This window comes from Armatimonadota bacterium (assembly GCA_031459765.1).
GTDB lineage: Bacteria > Sysuimicrobiota > Sysuimicrobiia > Sysuimicrobiales > Kaftiobacteriaceae > Kaftiobacterium > Kaftiobacterium secundum.
The window spans coordinates 269,439-282,173 of the sequence record JAVKHY010000003.1 but is presented as its reverse complement, the minus strand read 5'-3'; the positions used below and the strand labels follow the sequence as shown (position 1 = coordinate 282,173).

Below are 12,735 nucleotides of genomic sequence, written 5' to 3'. Positions count from 1 at the left end.
GGTCTTATGGGGTGATGAGGACCTCGTAGCCGGCTTCCCGCAACCGGTCGGCGAGGAGCTGCGCGTTTTCCCGGTCGGCGAAGGCGCCCACCTGCACCTTGTACAACCCTCCGGAGAGGTTGATGTAGGCGTCGAAGCCCTTCTCCCGCAGCTCCGCGGCGCGCGATTCGGCGTTCTCCCGGCGCAGGAACGCGCCCACCTGGACCCGGTACAGCGTCCCCCCGGGGGAGACCTGCGGCTGCGGCGCCTGCGCCGGCTCGGGAGCGGACGGCGTGGCGGGAGCCGGCTGCGGCGCCGGCTGGGGAGCCGGAGCGGGCTGCGGTGCCGGGATCTGCCTGGGCGCGGGTGCGGGCTGCGGGACCGGCTGCGGCGCGGGCAGCGGCGAGGCGGGCTGGACCGGCGGCGCGGGGCGCGGGGCGGTGGGACGGACGGCGCGGGGCACGGTCGTGGTCGGGGAGAGGAAGGCCTGACCGGCCACGTAGCCGGCCAGCACGGCGATGACGAACAGTCCGAGGAAGACCAGAGCGACGACGAGGGCTCGCACGGCCACCACTATCCTCCCCACTGCCGCGGCCGAGCCGGATCGCCGGCGCTCGGGCCGATGCCGACGTGCCGCCGAATCTCCATCACTCCACTGTTAGGCCAGCCCCCGGTGAAAACCTCCACGTCGGGGTCAGTGTCCCGCCCCCGGCCCGGCCTCGGCGGAGGCGGGACGGCCCGCCAGCACCAGGATGAGGGCGCCGACGGCGACGACCAGATAGTAGGAGAGCACACGGTCGAGCAGTACTGCGCCGGCGATCAGATGGTGCGTGGCGGGCAGCCGGAGCATGAGTCCGGCCACCGCGGCCATCGACAGCTCCGTGATCCCGATCCCGCCGGGGATCAGCACCGCGACGGCGACGATGTTGGCCGTGCTGAAGGCCAGCATCGCACCGCCCGGGCTCAGCGGCAGCCCCACCGCCCGGAAGACCGCCGCCGTGCGCGCCGCTTCGGTCAGCCCGGCCAGGACGGACAGCCCCGCCAGGGGCCACAGGTTGGCCCGCGTCCGCCACAGCGCGAGTCCGCCCGTGAAGGCCTCCGTGACCCGCTCCGACCCGTTGCGCAGCCCCACCGAGACGGGGAGGCGGCGGATCAGGCCCAGGGCCACGGCGCGCAGCGTCGGCGGCGAGGCCAGGGCCAGTGCGCCGGCGGTCAGCAGGAAACCCGCGGCGACCGCGGCGGGCCGGAAGGTTGTCCCGCCCCACCCGACCAGCGGCAGGGAGATCCCGAAGAGCACGATCAGGGCCATCCCGTCGAAGGCCCGCTCGACCAGCGCCGCCGCCACGGAGGTGGCCAGCGGCGTCCCGAACCGTTGCTTCAGCAGCATCGGCTTGGCCAGATCCACGGTCCGCGCCGGGCTGAAACTCGCCGCGGCCACGCCGGCGAGAATGGCGGCGGCGGCCTCCCCCAGATCGAGCTGCACCCCGCCCGCCCGGGCGACCATCCACCGCCAGCGCGCGGCCTTGATGACGACGTCCGCGACCAACAGCGCCGCCGCCAGGGCGAACCAGGCAGGGCTGGCGGCGCGCACCGCGTCGCGCGCCGCAGGCAGGTCGATCTTCCTCAGCAGCACGACGAGGAGGACGACACCGCCGAGCAGGAACAGCGACCGGACGGGCCGCGTCATCAGCCCGCCGGTCAGGGGGCGTAGAAGGCCCGCAGGGTGAGATCGATCGTCACACCCCGGTCCGCCCCGGTGACGGCGAATCGGTCGACGGTCACCGCGCGCGGCATACGCTCCAGGGCGGCGACGAAGGCCCGGAGCCGCGAGTACTCCCCGCTCACCACCACCTGCATCGGCACGGCGGCCACACCCGCGGGCAGCGCCTCCCCGCCGGAGGTGGACGCCGCCGGGGCGAAGGAGATCTGCTGAAGCTCCACCCGGCTGTCGCTGATGGCCCGGCCCAGCAGCCCCAGCAGGGCGGGGAGCGCCGGATCGCGGGGAAGCATCGCCTCCAGGACCCGGGCCTCGGTCTGCGCCAGCCGGTGGCGCCGCTCGATCTCCGCCCGTCGGTCAACCAGGGCCCCCAGCCGCCGCAGCTCGGCCTGCTTGCCGGCGGCCTCCCGGCGGGCCAGGCGGACCTGGTCCGTTGCCGGGAGGAGGATCACGAAGGTCACGGCGGCCGCGGCCAGCAGCACAGCCCCGGCGCCCACCACCCGTTGCTCGCGCCGCTTCAGGGCCGGCATCTAGCGAAGCCTCGCCGCCAGCTGGAACTGCGTCACCGTCCGGGTGCCGATCTGGGTCTGCCGGACGGATCGGATCTGGACGTCGGCGAGCACCCGCGAGCGGGGGAGGGTCGCGGCAAAGAGCCCGACCGCGGAGAGATCCGTGGCGCTGCCGACGATCGTCACCGTGGTCCCCTCGACCACCACGGACTGCAGCCAGGCGTTGCGCGGGATGAGGCGGCCGAGGTCCTCCAGCAGCGAGGACAGAAGACCCGGCCGCCCGACCAGGGCACGGACCCGCGCCCGGCGCGCCTCCAGAGCCTCGGTCTCCGCCTGCAGCTGCGCCAGCCGCACCGCCACCGGACGCAGTGTCTTCAGGAACTCCTCGGTCTCCCTGGATACGGCCCGGGCCTGCATGGCCTGCTGGGCGAGGAGGCCGTAGGTGACGGCCACCACGACGGCGGCGGCCAGCGGGACGCCCAGCAGGACACGCCGCCGGGCGGTGCGCTCACGCCGCTGCAGGACGGCGGGAGGCATCAGAGTAAGTTCGATTCTCATCGACACGCCCTCACGTGTGCGTTCTCAGCGCCAATCCGATGGCCGTCACCAGCTGCGGAGCCAGCCGGCGGACCGTGTCGCTGTCCAGGTGCGATCCCGGGTGCACCTCCTCAAGCGGCGTCCCGACGGCGACGGGGATCTCCATCTCCAGGGCCAGGTGCCGGTCCACCCCGTCGGCGCGGGCGCCGCCTCCGCACAGCAGGATCTGATCGATCTGCGCCCGCCCGTACTGCACGCGGTAGAAGTCGAAGGACCGCCGGAGTTGACTGACAACCGCGTCCAGCCTCCCCTCGATGATGGCGGTCTCGCCGCCCTCGGCCAGCCCCTCCACCCCTTCGGCGATCGTCCGTGTAAACTGCGGCACCCCGCCCCGCACCACCGCCACCTCGGTGGTGGAGGCGCCCAGGTTGACCATGGCCACGACGCCGGGATGCTCTCGCCGGCTGAGCGCGCGAACCATCGCCAGCGCGGAGAGTTCGACCGCCTCGACCTGCAATCCCGCTTCCTCCACGGTCTCGATGCAGGTCAGGGCTACCGTCTCCGGTGCGGCGGCCAGCAGGACCTCGAGTTGCCGTTGCCCGTCGTCGGTCACCTCGCCGACGACCTGCGCATCCAGCACCGCCTCCTCCACGGGAAAGGGCAGGTGGCGCTCGGCTTCCCAGCGGATGGCCTGCTTGACCTCATCGGCGGGGATGGGCGGCAGGCGCAGGATCCGGGCCAGGACGTTCTGGCCCGTGACGGAGATCACGGCCCGCCGCCCGCGGATGCCTGATGCGCGCAGCAGCATGCGCAGCGCCCCGGAGGCGGCGGGCCGGTCCAGGATCATCCCGTTGGCCACGGCGCCCGGCGGCGTGGGGGCGATGCCGTAGTGCGTGAGCTCGATCCCGCGACCGGTGCGGCGCAACTCGGCGACCTTCATGGCGTGTGTCCCCATGTCCACCCCGAGGGCGACCGCGCCGATCCGAAGGAGATCCTGCCACGACGCCATGACCGGTCTTCCTACTTCGTGCCCGCCGCAGAAACTCCCCGCAGCCTAGTCCTTCGACGACCAGGAGACCGCCAGCAGGACGTTGCCCGTGGACAGCGGCATGAACGCGGTGGGCAGGGCCTCGATCACCGCGCCGTCGTGGCGCACGGCGACGGCTCCCGCGTTCGAGACGCCGTCGCGGAGCAGGATGGCACCGTTGGACATCACCACCCCCCGCAGCACCACGGTAACGCGATCCGCGTCGTGCTGGATGTCGAGGCCCGTCCCGCCCGATCCCTGCAGGTCGTCGCCGCAGGGCGAGGGCGGGACGCAGCCGCCGCCGGGATTATCCACCCCGGCGAAGGTGTAGACGATGCCGCGGATCTCGACGGTGCGGGCCGCCGCGGAAGCACCTGTTGAGGTGAGGCGCACGGCCCCCGCGGCGACCAGGGCCGGATCGCCGGCCGGGCTCTGCTGCCGGTAGTCCGCCGTGCGCAGGGAGACGTTCTCGACGAAGATGTCCCCCTGGACGGTCCCGGCGTCCCGGCGGAATACGCCGATCAGGCCGGTGACCTGAGCGGGTGCGCTCAGCGGATAGACGATGTTGCCGTTGCTGTCGGTGGCCGGTCGGGAACGCAGGCACAGGGTCTCGAGTGCCGAAGCGGCCAGACCGACGCAGTCCACGGTCACCCGCCGGGGAGCGAGGGCGAGGATGTGCGTCGCCCCCACCGCGGCCACGGTCGTGCGGGAGGACTTCACCCCCGTTGGACCGGCCGCGGCCTGCAGCTGCTCCGTCCCTTCGGAGGAGGTCCGCGTGCTCTGGGCCCCTCCCGTGGAGCGCGCGTCGTAGCGCTCGACGAGCCCCGGGGTCTGGGGCGTCCACGTGCCCCCTGCCGCGGCGGCGAAGGAGGCCACCAGCATCGTCCCGTCCACGCTGGTGGTCACCGCCGGCGTGGAGTGCGTCGTCCCGCTGGGCGTGGCCTGGCCCAGCGCCACGTCGATCGGCGCCGCGGGGTCGACATTCCGGTAGGCCTGGATGCCGCCCGAGGCCTTCCGCGACGCGCTGAACGTCCAGGTGTAGTTCGCCGGCTCGGCGGTGCCGGCGACCTTGTAGTAGACGGCGAGCCGGAGCGTCGTCCCGTTGTCGATCGGGTTCGCGCCTCCCGGGACGAGCGTCCATCCGGCCGGCGGCGTGATCCCGGTCGTCGAGCCCCCGACCACGGCGATGGCCGCGATCATCACATCGTCGGCGGCCAGCCCCGCCGGGCGGGCGATCGTCAGGGTGGTCGATCCGCCGCCGTTGTTGGCTCCCAGTGAGCTGCGGTGGGCGATGGTCTGGGTCGAGATCGTGTACTGCGTCCGCTCGCCGGGGTTGAACTCCACGTAGTACACCGGGCTGCTCATCCCCGCGCCGAGTGTCCCGCCCCGACTGCTCACGTAGCGGTCCCAGCAGCGCTGGGTCTCCCGCGCGTTGAAGTTCCAGCCCGGGGCGGAGCAGCGGCTGTTCGCCGCCCCGCCCCGGAAGTAGAGGTTCAACCCGTCGGCCGGGTCGATGGTGGCGATGGCGCGACTGCGGTAGCTGTTGGGATCCCCGCTGTCCATGTCCAGCCGCGGGAACCGACCGACCGGCGCCGCCGGATCGCAGGGCCACGGCCAGGTACCGCAACTGATCCCGGTGATGGACCCGTTCGCCGTCACCGCCCCGACCACGACCGCCCCGGCGGAGTTGACGGTGATCGCCGCGGGCGCGCCCAGGCGGTTGTTGGCGTGCACGGCCGCGGCGGCGTCGCCGGGGAAGGCGTTCTCTACGGTCACCCCCGGCGCGGCGCCTCCCAGCGTCACGGTGGTGTTGCCGACGATGCCGTCGAGCAGGAAGCGCGGCACGACCTTCACCGCGGCGCCGACCACCTGCCGCGCGCCGTTGCGCGTCCCCACCGACTCGATGGCGCGCAGGAGACCGGAGGAGGTCACCGTCACCTGGTACTGGCCGTCGCCGAGCGCGTCGGTGACGCCCGTCCAGCCGGCATCCTGGTCCAGCTCGTGGAGGGCGCGGGCCAGCCCGCCTTCCGCGATGTACTGCGCGGCCACGGCGTCCTCGCCGGTGTAGGCGATACCGATCTCGGTCAGGACCAGGTCCACCATGGCCAGGCCGATGACCGTGAGGACGGCCACCAGGATGAGGACGGTGACCAGGGCCGCCCCCGCCTCGCCGGCGCGACGCGCCGCGCGGGGATCCCGCCCGGGGATGTGCCGCGTGGACATCGCTAGTTCCTCAGCCCCGCCCGGGTCGCCACCACGACCTCCTGCACCTGCCCTCCCGCGGCGTCGTTGACCAGCGTGGCCCGCACGGCGAGCTCGACGGCGGGCACCCGGACGGCGGTGCCCGCAGGGTACCCGCGCGTCAGTCCCCGGTCGAGCACGAGGCAGCCCCCGGTGATGGAGGCCACGGTCCGCCGCTCGGGCCGCAGGACCTCCGAGGATTGCTGGGCGTCGCTGCCGATCTGAATCCGGTCGCCGACGGCGAACCCCGTGACGGTGGCCGGGCAGATCTGGGTCGAGCCGGCGGAGGCCGCGACGGCAAGGGCGCTCGTCGTTGCGGCGAACATCGTCCGCCCGACGGGCGCGGCGAGGCCGTCCGCCAGCGGCGCGCGGTTGGCGGTCGCACTGCACCCCGCCGTGCAGCGGGTGACCTGCACGCCGGGGTCGGCGCAGCCGCCCTCGCAGCGGAACATCACGGTCAGGGGCTGGACCGCCTCCCCGGCGAGGTGGGACTGCGCGAGGGGCGCCGCCACCGTCACCAGGTTGCCGACGACCGCACTGACCACCAGGGGTCCTTCGTCGCCCACGGCGATCAGGTCTCCGGAGCGGACGACGGTCGCATCGTCCACGGCGAAGCTCGCCGCGCCGGCGGAGGCGTCGGCGCTCAACGCGGTCGCGGCCCGGTACACCGCTTCCCCCCGGCGGTGGGTGCGGGCCAGCGGGGTCGACAGGGTGACGGTGCTGCCGGCGATCGCGGCGACGGTCCCGCGTTCCAGGCGGTCCACACTGACGATGACCAGCGGCATCCCCGCCGACAGCGGGGACGGATCCTCCACGGCGATGGCGGTCGCTCCGGCGGCGGCGTCCTGCGTCAGGACGGTCACCTTGGCCAGACCCAGGTCGCTGCCGCTGTTGCCGACGACGGCGAAGCGCGCCTGGCGCACCTCGTTGGCGATCCGGGTCAGCGCCACGCGCGGCTGCTGCTGCACCTCCATCTGCCCCTCCAGCGCGCCCCACCCCCGGACGGCCACCGCGATCAGGCCGTAGAAGGTGAGGACGACCAGGCTCATCAGCGCCAGGGAGACCACCATCTCCACCAGCGTCAGACCGGCCTCGGCCCGCCGCCCCGCCATCCCGTCCATCAGTAGTCCCCCACCAGCGTGGTCAGCGTGACCGTCCGCGTCACCGTCCCCTCCAGCCAGGTCACCGTGACGGCCACCTGGCTCAGGCGGGAGGATCCCAGGACCGGCCGCGTGATCGTGGTCGTCCGGGTATAGCGTCCCGCGGGATCGGGCCTGCCGAGTTCATCCACCGTCTCGGTGGTCGTTCCCGCGACCAGACCGGCGACGCCGCGACCTGTGAGCCACTCCAGCCGCTGCTGGGCCAGCAGGGTGCCGGTGGTCACGCTGCGCCCGAGCAGCCCGTGGGAGGACGCCGTGAAGTAGAATCCCGTCAGGACGAAGACCACGAGGCCGAAGACGGCCGTGGCCACGACGACCTCGATCAGGGTGAGCCCGCGGGCGTCCTCGACCTCCCCGTGCCTCACGGACACGACGTCACCTCGCTCAGCTGTGCCCGTCCCGTGCCCGCGGCGACGTCCAGACGGAGGATCTGGGTTCCCTCGGTGAGGCAGAACTCTCCCGCGGCCGCCGGCGCCCCCGAGGGACGGAACTCGAGGGGGGTCGCGATGTAGGAACCGCTCACCGTGACGGTCGCGGGAACCTCGGTCTGCTTCAGGGGGCTGCCGTCCGCCTTCTCCAGCGTGTAGCGGGACGGCGGCCCGGGAGCATACACCAGCCGGACGTTGGCGTCCAGGGTCTGGGCGTGCTGCTGGGCCAGCCTGACGTCCGCGAGGAGCTGGCGGGCGGCGTGGCGCAGGTCCCGCACCTGCTGGTACCGGGCGAAGGACGGCAGCACGAGGACCACGACCGCCGCGCCCAGGGCAAGGGCCAGCAGCAGTTCCAGCATCCCCAGGCCTCGGGCGTCCAGGCGCCGCATGATCGGAGCGTCCGGGAGGCGGTGGACCCGCCTCCCGGACGACACAGCCTCCGTTAGGGGGTGATCAGATCGCCGACCAGCCCTCGGACGCTGGCTCCCGCGCCCACCACCATGCGGTAGGTCTTCCCGTTCATGTCGCCGCCGGCCACACCCGGGACGGACAGCCGCATCCACTCCGTGGCCGCCGGGGCCCCGACGGTGCAGGTCGCGGCCGTACCGATCAGGGCGGCGTCGGCGTTGGCCGCGGTCAGACACTCGATGGCGTACCCCGAAAAGTTCCAGACCGCGCTGTTCGGCGGCGGCGTCCAGCCCATCTCGGCGGCGGTGTCGCACCGGCTGGTGTTGAAGTTCTTCTCGACCAGGCACGAGAAGTCCAGCGCCTTCCACTCGCTGGCGATCTGCCGGACCTCGGCGCTGTACGCCTTCTGCCGGGCGCCCAGGAAGCTGGGCAGAGCGATCGCCACCAGCAGCCCGATGATCGCGATCACCACGGCGATCTCGATCAGCGTGAAGCCGGCGGCGGCCGTCCGCGCCTTCCACAACTGTCTCCTCAGATGCCTCATCGGACGTCCTCCCTCGTTTCCACTGAGATCTCCTCACGCCCCCTCGTAGGCGTCACAGCAGAGATCGTGCCAGAGGCGGAGGGCCGGCCACAATGGGAAGGTCGGACCGGGGATGGGACGAAAGGCCTAGCGGCGGATGTTGCCGATCAGACTCCAGATCGGGAGCAGGACGGCGAGGGCAACCACGAAGACCACGGCGCCGACGGCGAAAATCAAGGCGGGCTCGACCACGGCCGCGAACCGCTTCACCGTGTTGTCCACCTCGCGCTCGTAGTAGTCCGCGACCTTGTTCAACACCTCTTCCATCGCCCCGGACTCCTCACCGACGCGCACCATCTGCACGACCATGGGCGGGATGACGGGGCTGGCGGCCAACGCCTCCGCCATGGAGGCCCCCACCCGCATCCGGTCCCGCGCCATCTCCACCGCGCTTCCCACGACCTGGTTCCCGAGCGCGCCGGCCACGGCGGTGATCCCCTCCATCAGCGGGACCCCGCTGCGAATCACCACGGCCATGGATCGGCCGAAGCGGGAGAGGGCCAGCCGCAGCACCACCGGCCCGAGGATGGGCAGCCGGAGCCACAGCGCGTCCAGGGCGCGCCGCCCGGAGGGGGAGCGGCGGACCGCGGCCACGGCGGCGGCAACCGCGGCGGCGAGGAGGAGCAGGACCCACCAGGAGGCGGCCAGCGCCCGGCTGACCTGGAGCAGGACGACCGTCACGACGGGCAGGGGCACGCGGAAGGACTGGAACACCCGGGTGAACATGGGGACGATGAAAATCACGGCGCCGGCGGCCACCAGCACCGTGAATCCCAGGACGAGGAGCGGATAGGTGGCCGCGGTGCGCACCTTCTGGATCAGATCCAGTTCGCGCTCCATGTAGTCCGCCAGGCGCTCCAGGGCGGCGTCGAGGACTCCGCTCACCTCCCCCGCGCGCACGGTGTTCACGAAGAACGGATTGAAGGCCTCGGGGTGGCGGGCGATCTCGGCGGAGAGGCTTCCCCCGCGCTCGATGCCCAGCCGCACGGCCTTGATGATGCCGCGCAGCCGACGGTTGCTGGCGTGCTGCTCCAGCACCTGCAGGGCGCCGACGATGGGCAGCCCGGCCGAAATCATCGTGGCCAGTTGCCGGGTGAAGAGCACCAGGTCGCCCCGGTTGACCCGAAAGAGGCGCGCGAGCTGGCGCGAGGCGCTCTCCAGCTGCTCCTGCTCCTGCAGCGCGCTGACCAGATAGCCGCGGGCCTGCAGCGAGGCGGCGGCCAGGCGGGCGGTCTCCGCATCCACGACGCCGGTCTCCAGCCGCCCGGCCTGGTCAAAGGCCCGATAGGTGAATCGTGCCATCGTCTCCTCTGCCCCGGCTTTCGGGCACTGTCATTCTAGGAAGAGGGGCGAACCGGGGACAATCGGCCGAACGGCCTACCGCGCGGAGGGTTTTGCCACCCGATGCGCCGAACACTGGGGGTCGGCAACAAGGGGGCAGCCTGTGCGCGTCCGGCCCGGCTTTACCGAAGCCGTCATTCCGCTGCGCTGGCTCGTGCTGGCCTCATTGATCGCCCTGGAGGCGCTGCGGCCGAGCCCCGGTCCCCGTATCGCGCTCATCGGACTGTATGCCGCCATCTTCCTGTATACCCTCGCCCTCACCCTGTACGCCTGGCGGTATCCCGAAGCCGACGACGCGGTGATGCGGGCCGGGATCGGCTTCGACACCGTGGCCATCGCCACCGGGATGGTGCTCACCGCCCACGGCCGCGAGTATCTCCTCCTGGCCTTCCCCGTTGCGGCGCTGGCGGGCGTGCTGCTCGGACAGAGCGGGGCCGCTGTGGTCAGTGCCGCCGTCGGCGCGGTTCAACTGCCCGCCGTTCCGCACTCCCTGTTCGCCCCCGGCAACTACGTGCTCTGGGGCCTGACGGTCCTGGCCTGCCTGTGCACGGGGATCGCCTCCAGCGCGGGGGCGGAGGACCGCATGCGCCGCCGCCGTTTCGGTCGCCTGCTCGAAGAACTCCGCCGCATCGCGGGGGCCGTCCCAAACGCCGCGGGTGCGGCCTCCGCGGCGCTGGTGATGCTCGCCGATCACTTCCGGGCGCACGGCGGCTCGCTGATGCTGTTCGATCCTCCCTCCGGCCAGCTGGAGATTCTCGCCGCCCACCACCTGCCCGAGACCTACCGCCGCGTCCGCACGGCCCTGGGGGAGGGGGTGGCCGGACGGATCCTGCAGGACGGTCAGGCGACGCTGCTCACCCCCGAGACCCCGATTCCCCCGCGCCCCGCCCGGGACGAGATCGGATCGGCGCTCTGCGTGCCGCTGGCGGCCCTCGGCCGGCCGGTCGGTGTGCTGAATCTGAACCGCGGCCGCGCCGCGCCGCGGTTTACGCGGGAAGACCTCCAGGCGGCGGAACTGGCCGCGCAACCCGTCGGCGCCATCCTCCTGCGGGCCCAGCAGGAACGGGTCTGCGCGGCGGCCCTCGCCGAGGCTGCGGCCGGGTTCGGCGAGGTGAGCCGCGCCCTGGCGCGCGACCCGGCGGTGCTGTGGCCGGCCCTGCTCGATGTCGCCCGCTCCCTGGCCTCGGCGCGCTTCGCCGTGCTGGCCCTGGAGCGCGAAGACACCGGCACCGTGGACCTCGTCGGCATGCGGGGGATCGACGGCCCCACCGCCGCGGGGTTGCTGCCCCACCTCCTGGCGGCGAGCACGCGGGGTGAGATCGGGGTGATCCCCGAGGGGTCCGCAGGCAGCGGCGCGCCCGGAACCGTAGCCTGCATTCCCCTGCGCGCGGAGGGTCAGACCCTGGGCGCGCTCGGTCTCGGCTTCGCCGGCGATCCGGTCGCCCCCGGGCTGCTGCAGGCCGTCGCCTCCCACGTCGCCGCCGCGGTGCATACGGCCCGGTTCGCTCACCGGATCGCGGACATCGGCGTCCTCGAGGAACGGCGGCGCATCGCGCGCGAGATCCACGACGGGCTGGCCCAGACCGTCGCCGAGGCGCTGCTCCAGACCGACCTGTCCGCGGCGGCGGGACCCGACCAGGGCCGCGGCGACCTGCGGGAGCTGCGGACGGTGCTGGAGCGGGCGATGGGCGAACTGCGCGAATTCATGACCGAGCTGCGCCGGTCCGAGCGCACCGACGAGTCGCTGTTCGCCGCGCTGGACGCCATGGGCCGCGACTTCGGCCGGCGCCACCGCATTCCCACCACGGTCGTCACGCGGGGGCAGGACGGTCCTCTGCCGTCGGCCGTCCGCCACGCCGTGCTGGCCATCGCCCGGCAGGCCCTGACCAACGTCCGGGCGCACGCCCGGGCCACCGCCGTCACCATCACGGCCGAAGCGACGGAGGACGCCGCCAGCGTCAGCATCGCGGACAACGGCGTCGGCTTCGACCTGGGCGCGTTCCGGGCCCGCCCCCCCGGAGGGCGCCACCTGGGGATCACCTCGATGGAGGAGCGGGCCGCGCTGGTGGGCGGGATCCTCCAGGTGGAGAGCCGGCCCGGGGGCGGCACGAAGGTCACCGTTCGGATTCCGCTGGGGAGGGGTCGTGACGAAAATCCGCGTCCTGCTGGCTGATGACCACGAGCTCTTCCGCCGGGGCGTCCGCCGCCTGCTGGAGGGCGCGCCGGACCTTGAGGTGGTCGGTGAAGCGGCCACGGGCCGCGAGACGGTGCGCCTGGTCGAAGAGCTGGCCCCGGACATCGTGCTGCTGGACATCGCCATGCCGGAACTGTCCGGGATCGACGCCGCGCGCGTGATCAAGACGACCAGCCCGCGGACCGGCATCATCATGCTGACGGTGCACGCCGACGAGGAGTTCCTCTTCGAAGCGATCAAGGCCGGGGCGATGGGCTACCTGTTGAAGGACGCCTCCGCGGAGGAGCTGTTCCGGGCGATCCGCGTGGTCCACGGCGGCGAGGGGCTGCTGGCGCCGACTATGGCGGCCAAGGTGATGCGGGAGTTCGCCCGCTCGCCCGACCGGCCGGATCTGGCGCTGGTGACGACGCCCCTCACCGCCCGGGAAGTCGAGATCCTGCAGCATGTCGCCGGCGGACTGGCCAACAAGGAGATCGCGCAGCGGCTGGCCATCAGCGAGCGCACCGTCAAGAACCACCTGAGCAACATCATGGCCAAGCTCCACGTCAACAGCCGGACCCAGGCCGCGGTGTACGCGCTGCGCAGCGGGCTCGTCCCTCCGGAGGGGTGAC

Annotated in this window: 13 protein-coding genes; 2 read left to right on the top strand and 11 right to left on the bottom strand. The window is 72.8% G+C overall.

Going from position 1 to position 12,735, the window contains the following annotated elements; all coding sequences use genetic code 11:
* Positions 1 to 4: 4 nt before the first annotated feature.
* The 11 genes from QN141_06095 to QN141_06045 all read right to left on the bottom strand — a co-directional run bounded on the left by QN141_06095 (position 5) and on the right by QN141_06045 (position 9,891).
* On the bottom strand, positions 5 to 550 hold the full coding sequence (locus QN141_06095) for an SPOR domain-containing protein (protein ID MDR7558040.1): 546 nt from the start codon (positions 548 to 550) through the stop codon (positions 5 to 7).
* 123 nt (positions 551 to 673) lie between these two features.
* Positions 674 to 1,666: a lysylphosphatidylglycerol synthase transmembrane domain-containing protein gene (locus QN141_06090; protein MDR7558039.1), complete on the bottom strand. Its 993-nt coding sequence runs from the start codon at positions 1,664 to 1,666 to the stop codon at positions 674 to 676.
* 11 nt (positions 1,667 to 1,677) lie between these two features.
* Positions 1,678 to 2,226, bottom strand: a complete 549-nt coding sequence (gene pilO, locus QN141_06085) for a type 4a pilus biogenesis protein PilO (protein ID MDR7558038.1) — start codon at positions 2,224 to 2,226, stop codon at positions 1,678 to 1,680.
* Complete coding sequence (locus QN141_06080; GenBank protein ID MDR7558037.1) at positions 2,227 to 2,763, bottom strand: PilN domain-containing protein; 537 nt, start codon at positions 2,761 to 2,763, stop codon at positions 2,227 to 2,229.
* Positions 2,764 to 2,773: 10 nt separating this feature from the next.
* Complete coding sequence (gene pilM / locus QN141_06075) at positions 2,774 to 3,751, bottom strand: type IV pilus assembly protein PilM (GenBank protein ID MDR7558036.1); 978 nt, start codon at positions 3,749 to 3,751, stop codon at positions 2,774 to 2,776.
* 45 nt (positions 3,752 to 3,796) lie between these two features.
* Positions 3,797 to 5,992 carry a pilus assembly PilX N-terminal domain-containing protein gene (locus QN141_06070; GenBank protein ID MDR7558035.1) on the bottom strand — a complete coding sequence of 732 codons (2,196 nt, stop codon included), beginning with the start codon at positions 5,990 to 5,992 and terminating at the stop codon, positions 3,797 to 3,799.
* A gap of 2 nt (positions 5,993 to 5,994) precedes the next feature.
* On the bottom strand, positions 5,995 to 7,131 hold the full coding sequence (locus QN141_06065; protein MDR7558034.1) for a prepilin-type N-terminal cleavage/methylation domain-containing protein: 1,137 nt from the start codon (positions 7,129 to 7,131) through the stop codon (positions 5,995 to 5,997).
* Positions 7,131 to 7,541 carry a prepilin-type N-terminal cleavage/methylation domain-containing protein gene (locus QN141_06060; protein MDR7558033.1) on the bottom strand — a complete coding sequence of 137 codons (411 nt, stop codon included), beginning with the start codon at positions 7,539 to 7,541 and terminating at the stop codon, positions 7,131 to 7,133. The genes QN141_06065 and QN141_06060 overlap by 1 nt, the downstream gene beginning before the upstream one ends.
* Positions 7,532 to 7,987 (bottom strand): GspH/FimT family protein, encoded by a 456-nt coding sequence (locus QN141_06055; protein MDR7558032.1) that lies wholly within the window; start codon positions 7,985 to 7,987, stop codon positions 7,532 to 7,534. Before QN141_06055 ends, QN141_06060 begins: the two co-directional genes overlap by 10 nt.
* Positions 7,988 to 8,040: 53 nt before the next feature.
* Positions 8,041 to 8,550: a prepilin-type N-terminal cleavage/methylation domain-containing protein gene (locus tag QN141_06050; protein MDR7558031.1), complete on the bottom strand. Its 510-nt coding sequence runs from the start codon at positions 8,548 to 8,550 to the stop codon at positions 8,041 to 8,043.
* 126 nt (positions 8,551 to 8,676) lie between these two features.
* On the bottom strand, positions 8,677 to 9,891 hold the full coding sequence (locus QN141_06045; GenBank protein ID MDR7558030.1) for a type II secretion system F family protein: 1,215 nt from the start codon (positions 9,889 to 9,891) through the stop codon (positions 8,677 to 8,679).
* Between the two features lie 142 nt (positions 9,892 to 10,033).
* Here QN141_06045 and QN141_06040 point away from each other — a divergent pair, with 142 nt between their 5' ends.
* Together QN141_06040 and QN141_06035 are read left to right on the top strand one after the other, a co-directional pair.
* On the top strand, positions 10,034 to 12,103 hold the full coding sequence (locus tag QN141_06040; protein MDR7558029.1) for a GAF domain-containing sensor histidine kinase: 2,070 nt from the start codon (positions 10,034 to 10,036) through the stop codon (positions 12,101 to 12,103).
* Complete coding sequence (locus tag QN141_06035; GenBank protein ID MDR7558028.1) at positions 12,075 to 12,734, top strand: response regulator transcription factor; 660 nt, start codon at positions 12,075 to 12,077, stop codon at positions 12,732 to 12,734. The genes QN141_06040 and QN141_06035 overlap by 29 nt, the downstream gene beginning before the upstream one ends.
* Position 12,735 lies beyond the last annotated feature (1 nt).

Excerpts from the sequence above, each read along its gene's own strand:
- QN141_06090 (MDR7558039.1), bottom strand. The coding sequence starts at position 1,666 with ATGACGCGGCCCGTCCGGTCGCTGTTCCTGCTCGGCGGTGTCGTCCTC.
- pilO (MDR7558038.1), bottom strand. The coding sequence starts at position 2,226 with ATGCCGGCCCTGAAGCGGCGCGAGCAACGGGTGGTGGGCGCCGGGGCT.
- QN141_06080 (MDR7558037.1), bottom strand. The coding sequence starts at position 2,763 with ATGAGAATCGAACTTACTCTGATGCCTCCCGCCGTCCTGCAGCGGCGT.
- pilM (MDR7558036.1), bottom strand. The coding sequence starts at position 3,751 with ATGGCGTCGTGGCAGGATCTCCTTCGGATCGGCGCGGTCGCCCTCGGG.
- QN141_06070 (MDR7558035.1), bottom strand. The coding sequence starts at position 5,992 with ATGTCCACGCGGCACATCCCCGGGCGGGATCCCCGCGCGGCGCGTCGC.
- QN141_06065 (MDR7558034.1), bottom strand. The coding sequence starts at position 7,131 with ATGGACGGGATGGCGGGGCGGCGGGCCGAGGCCGGTCTGACGCTGGTG.
- QN141_06055 (MDR7558032.1), bottom strand. The coding sequence starts at position 7,987 with ATGCGGCGCCTGGACGCCCGAGGCCTGGGGATGCTGGAACTGCTGCTG.
- QN141_06050 (MDR7558031.1), bottom strand. The coding sequence starts at position 8,550 with ATGAGGCATCTGAGGAGACAGTTGTGGAAGGCGCGGACGGCCGCCGCC.
- QN141_06045 (MDR7558030.1), bottom strand. The coding sequence starts at position 9,891 with ATGGCACGATTCACCTATCGGGCCTTTGACCAGGCCGGGCGGCTGGAG.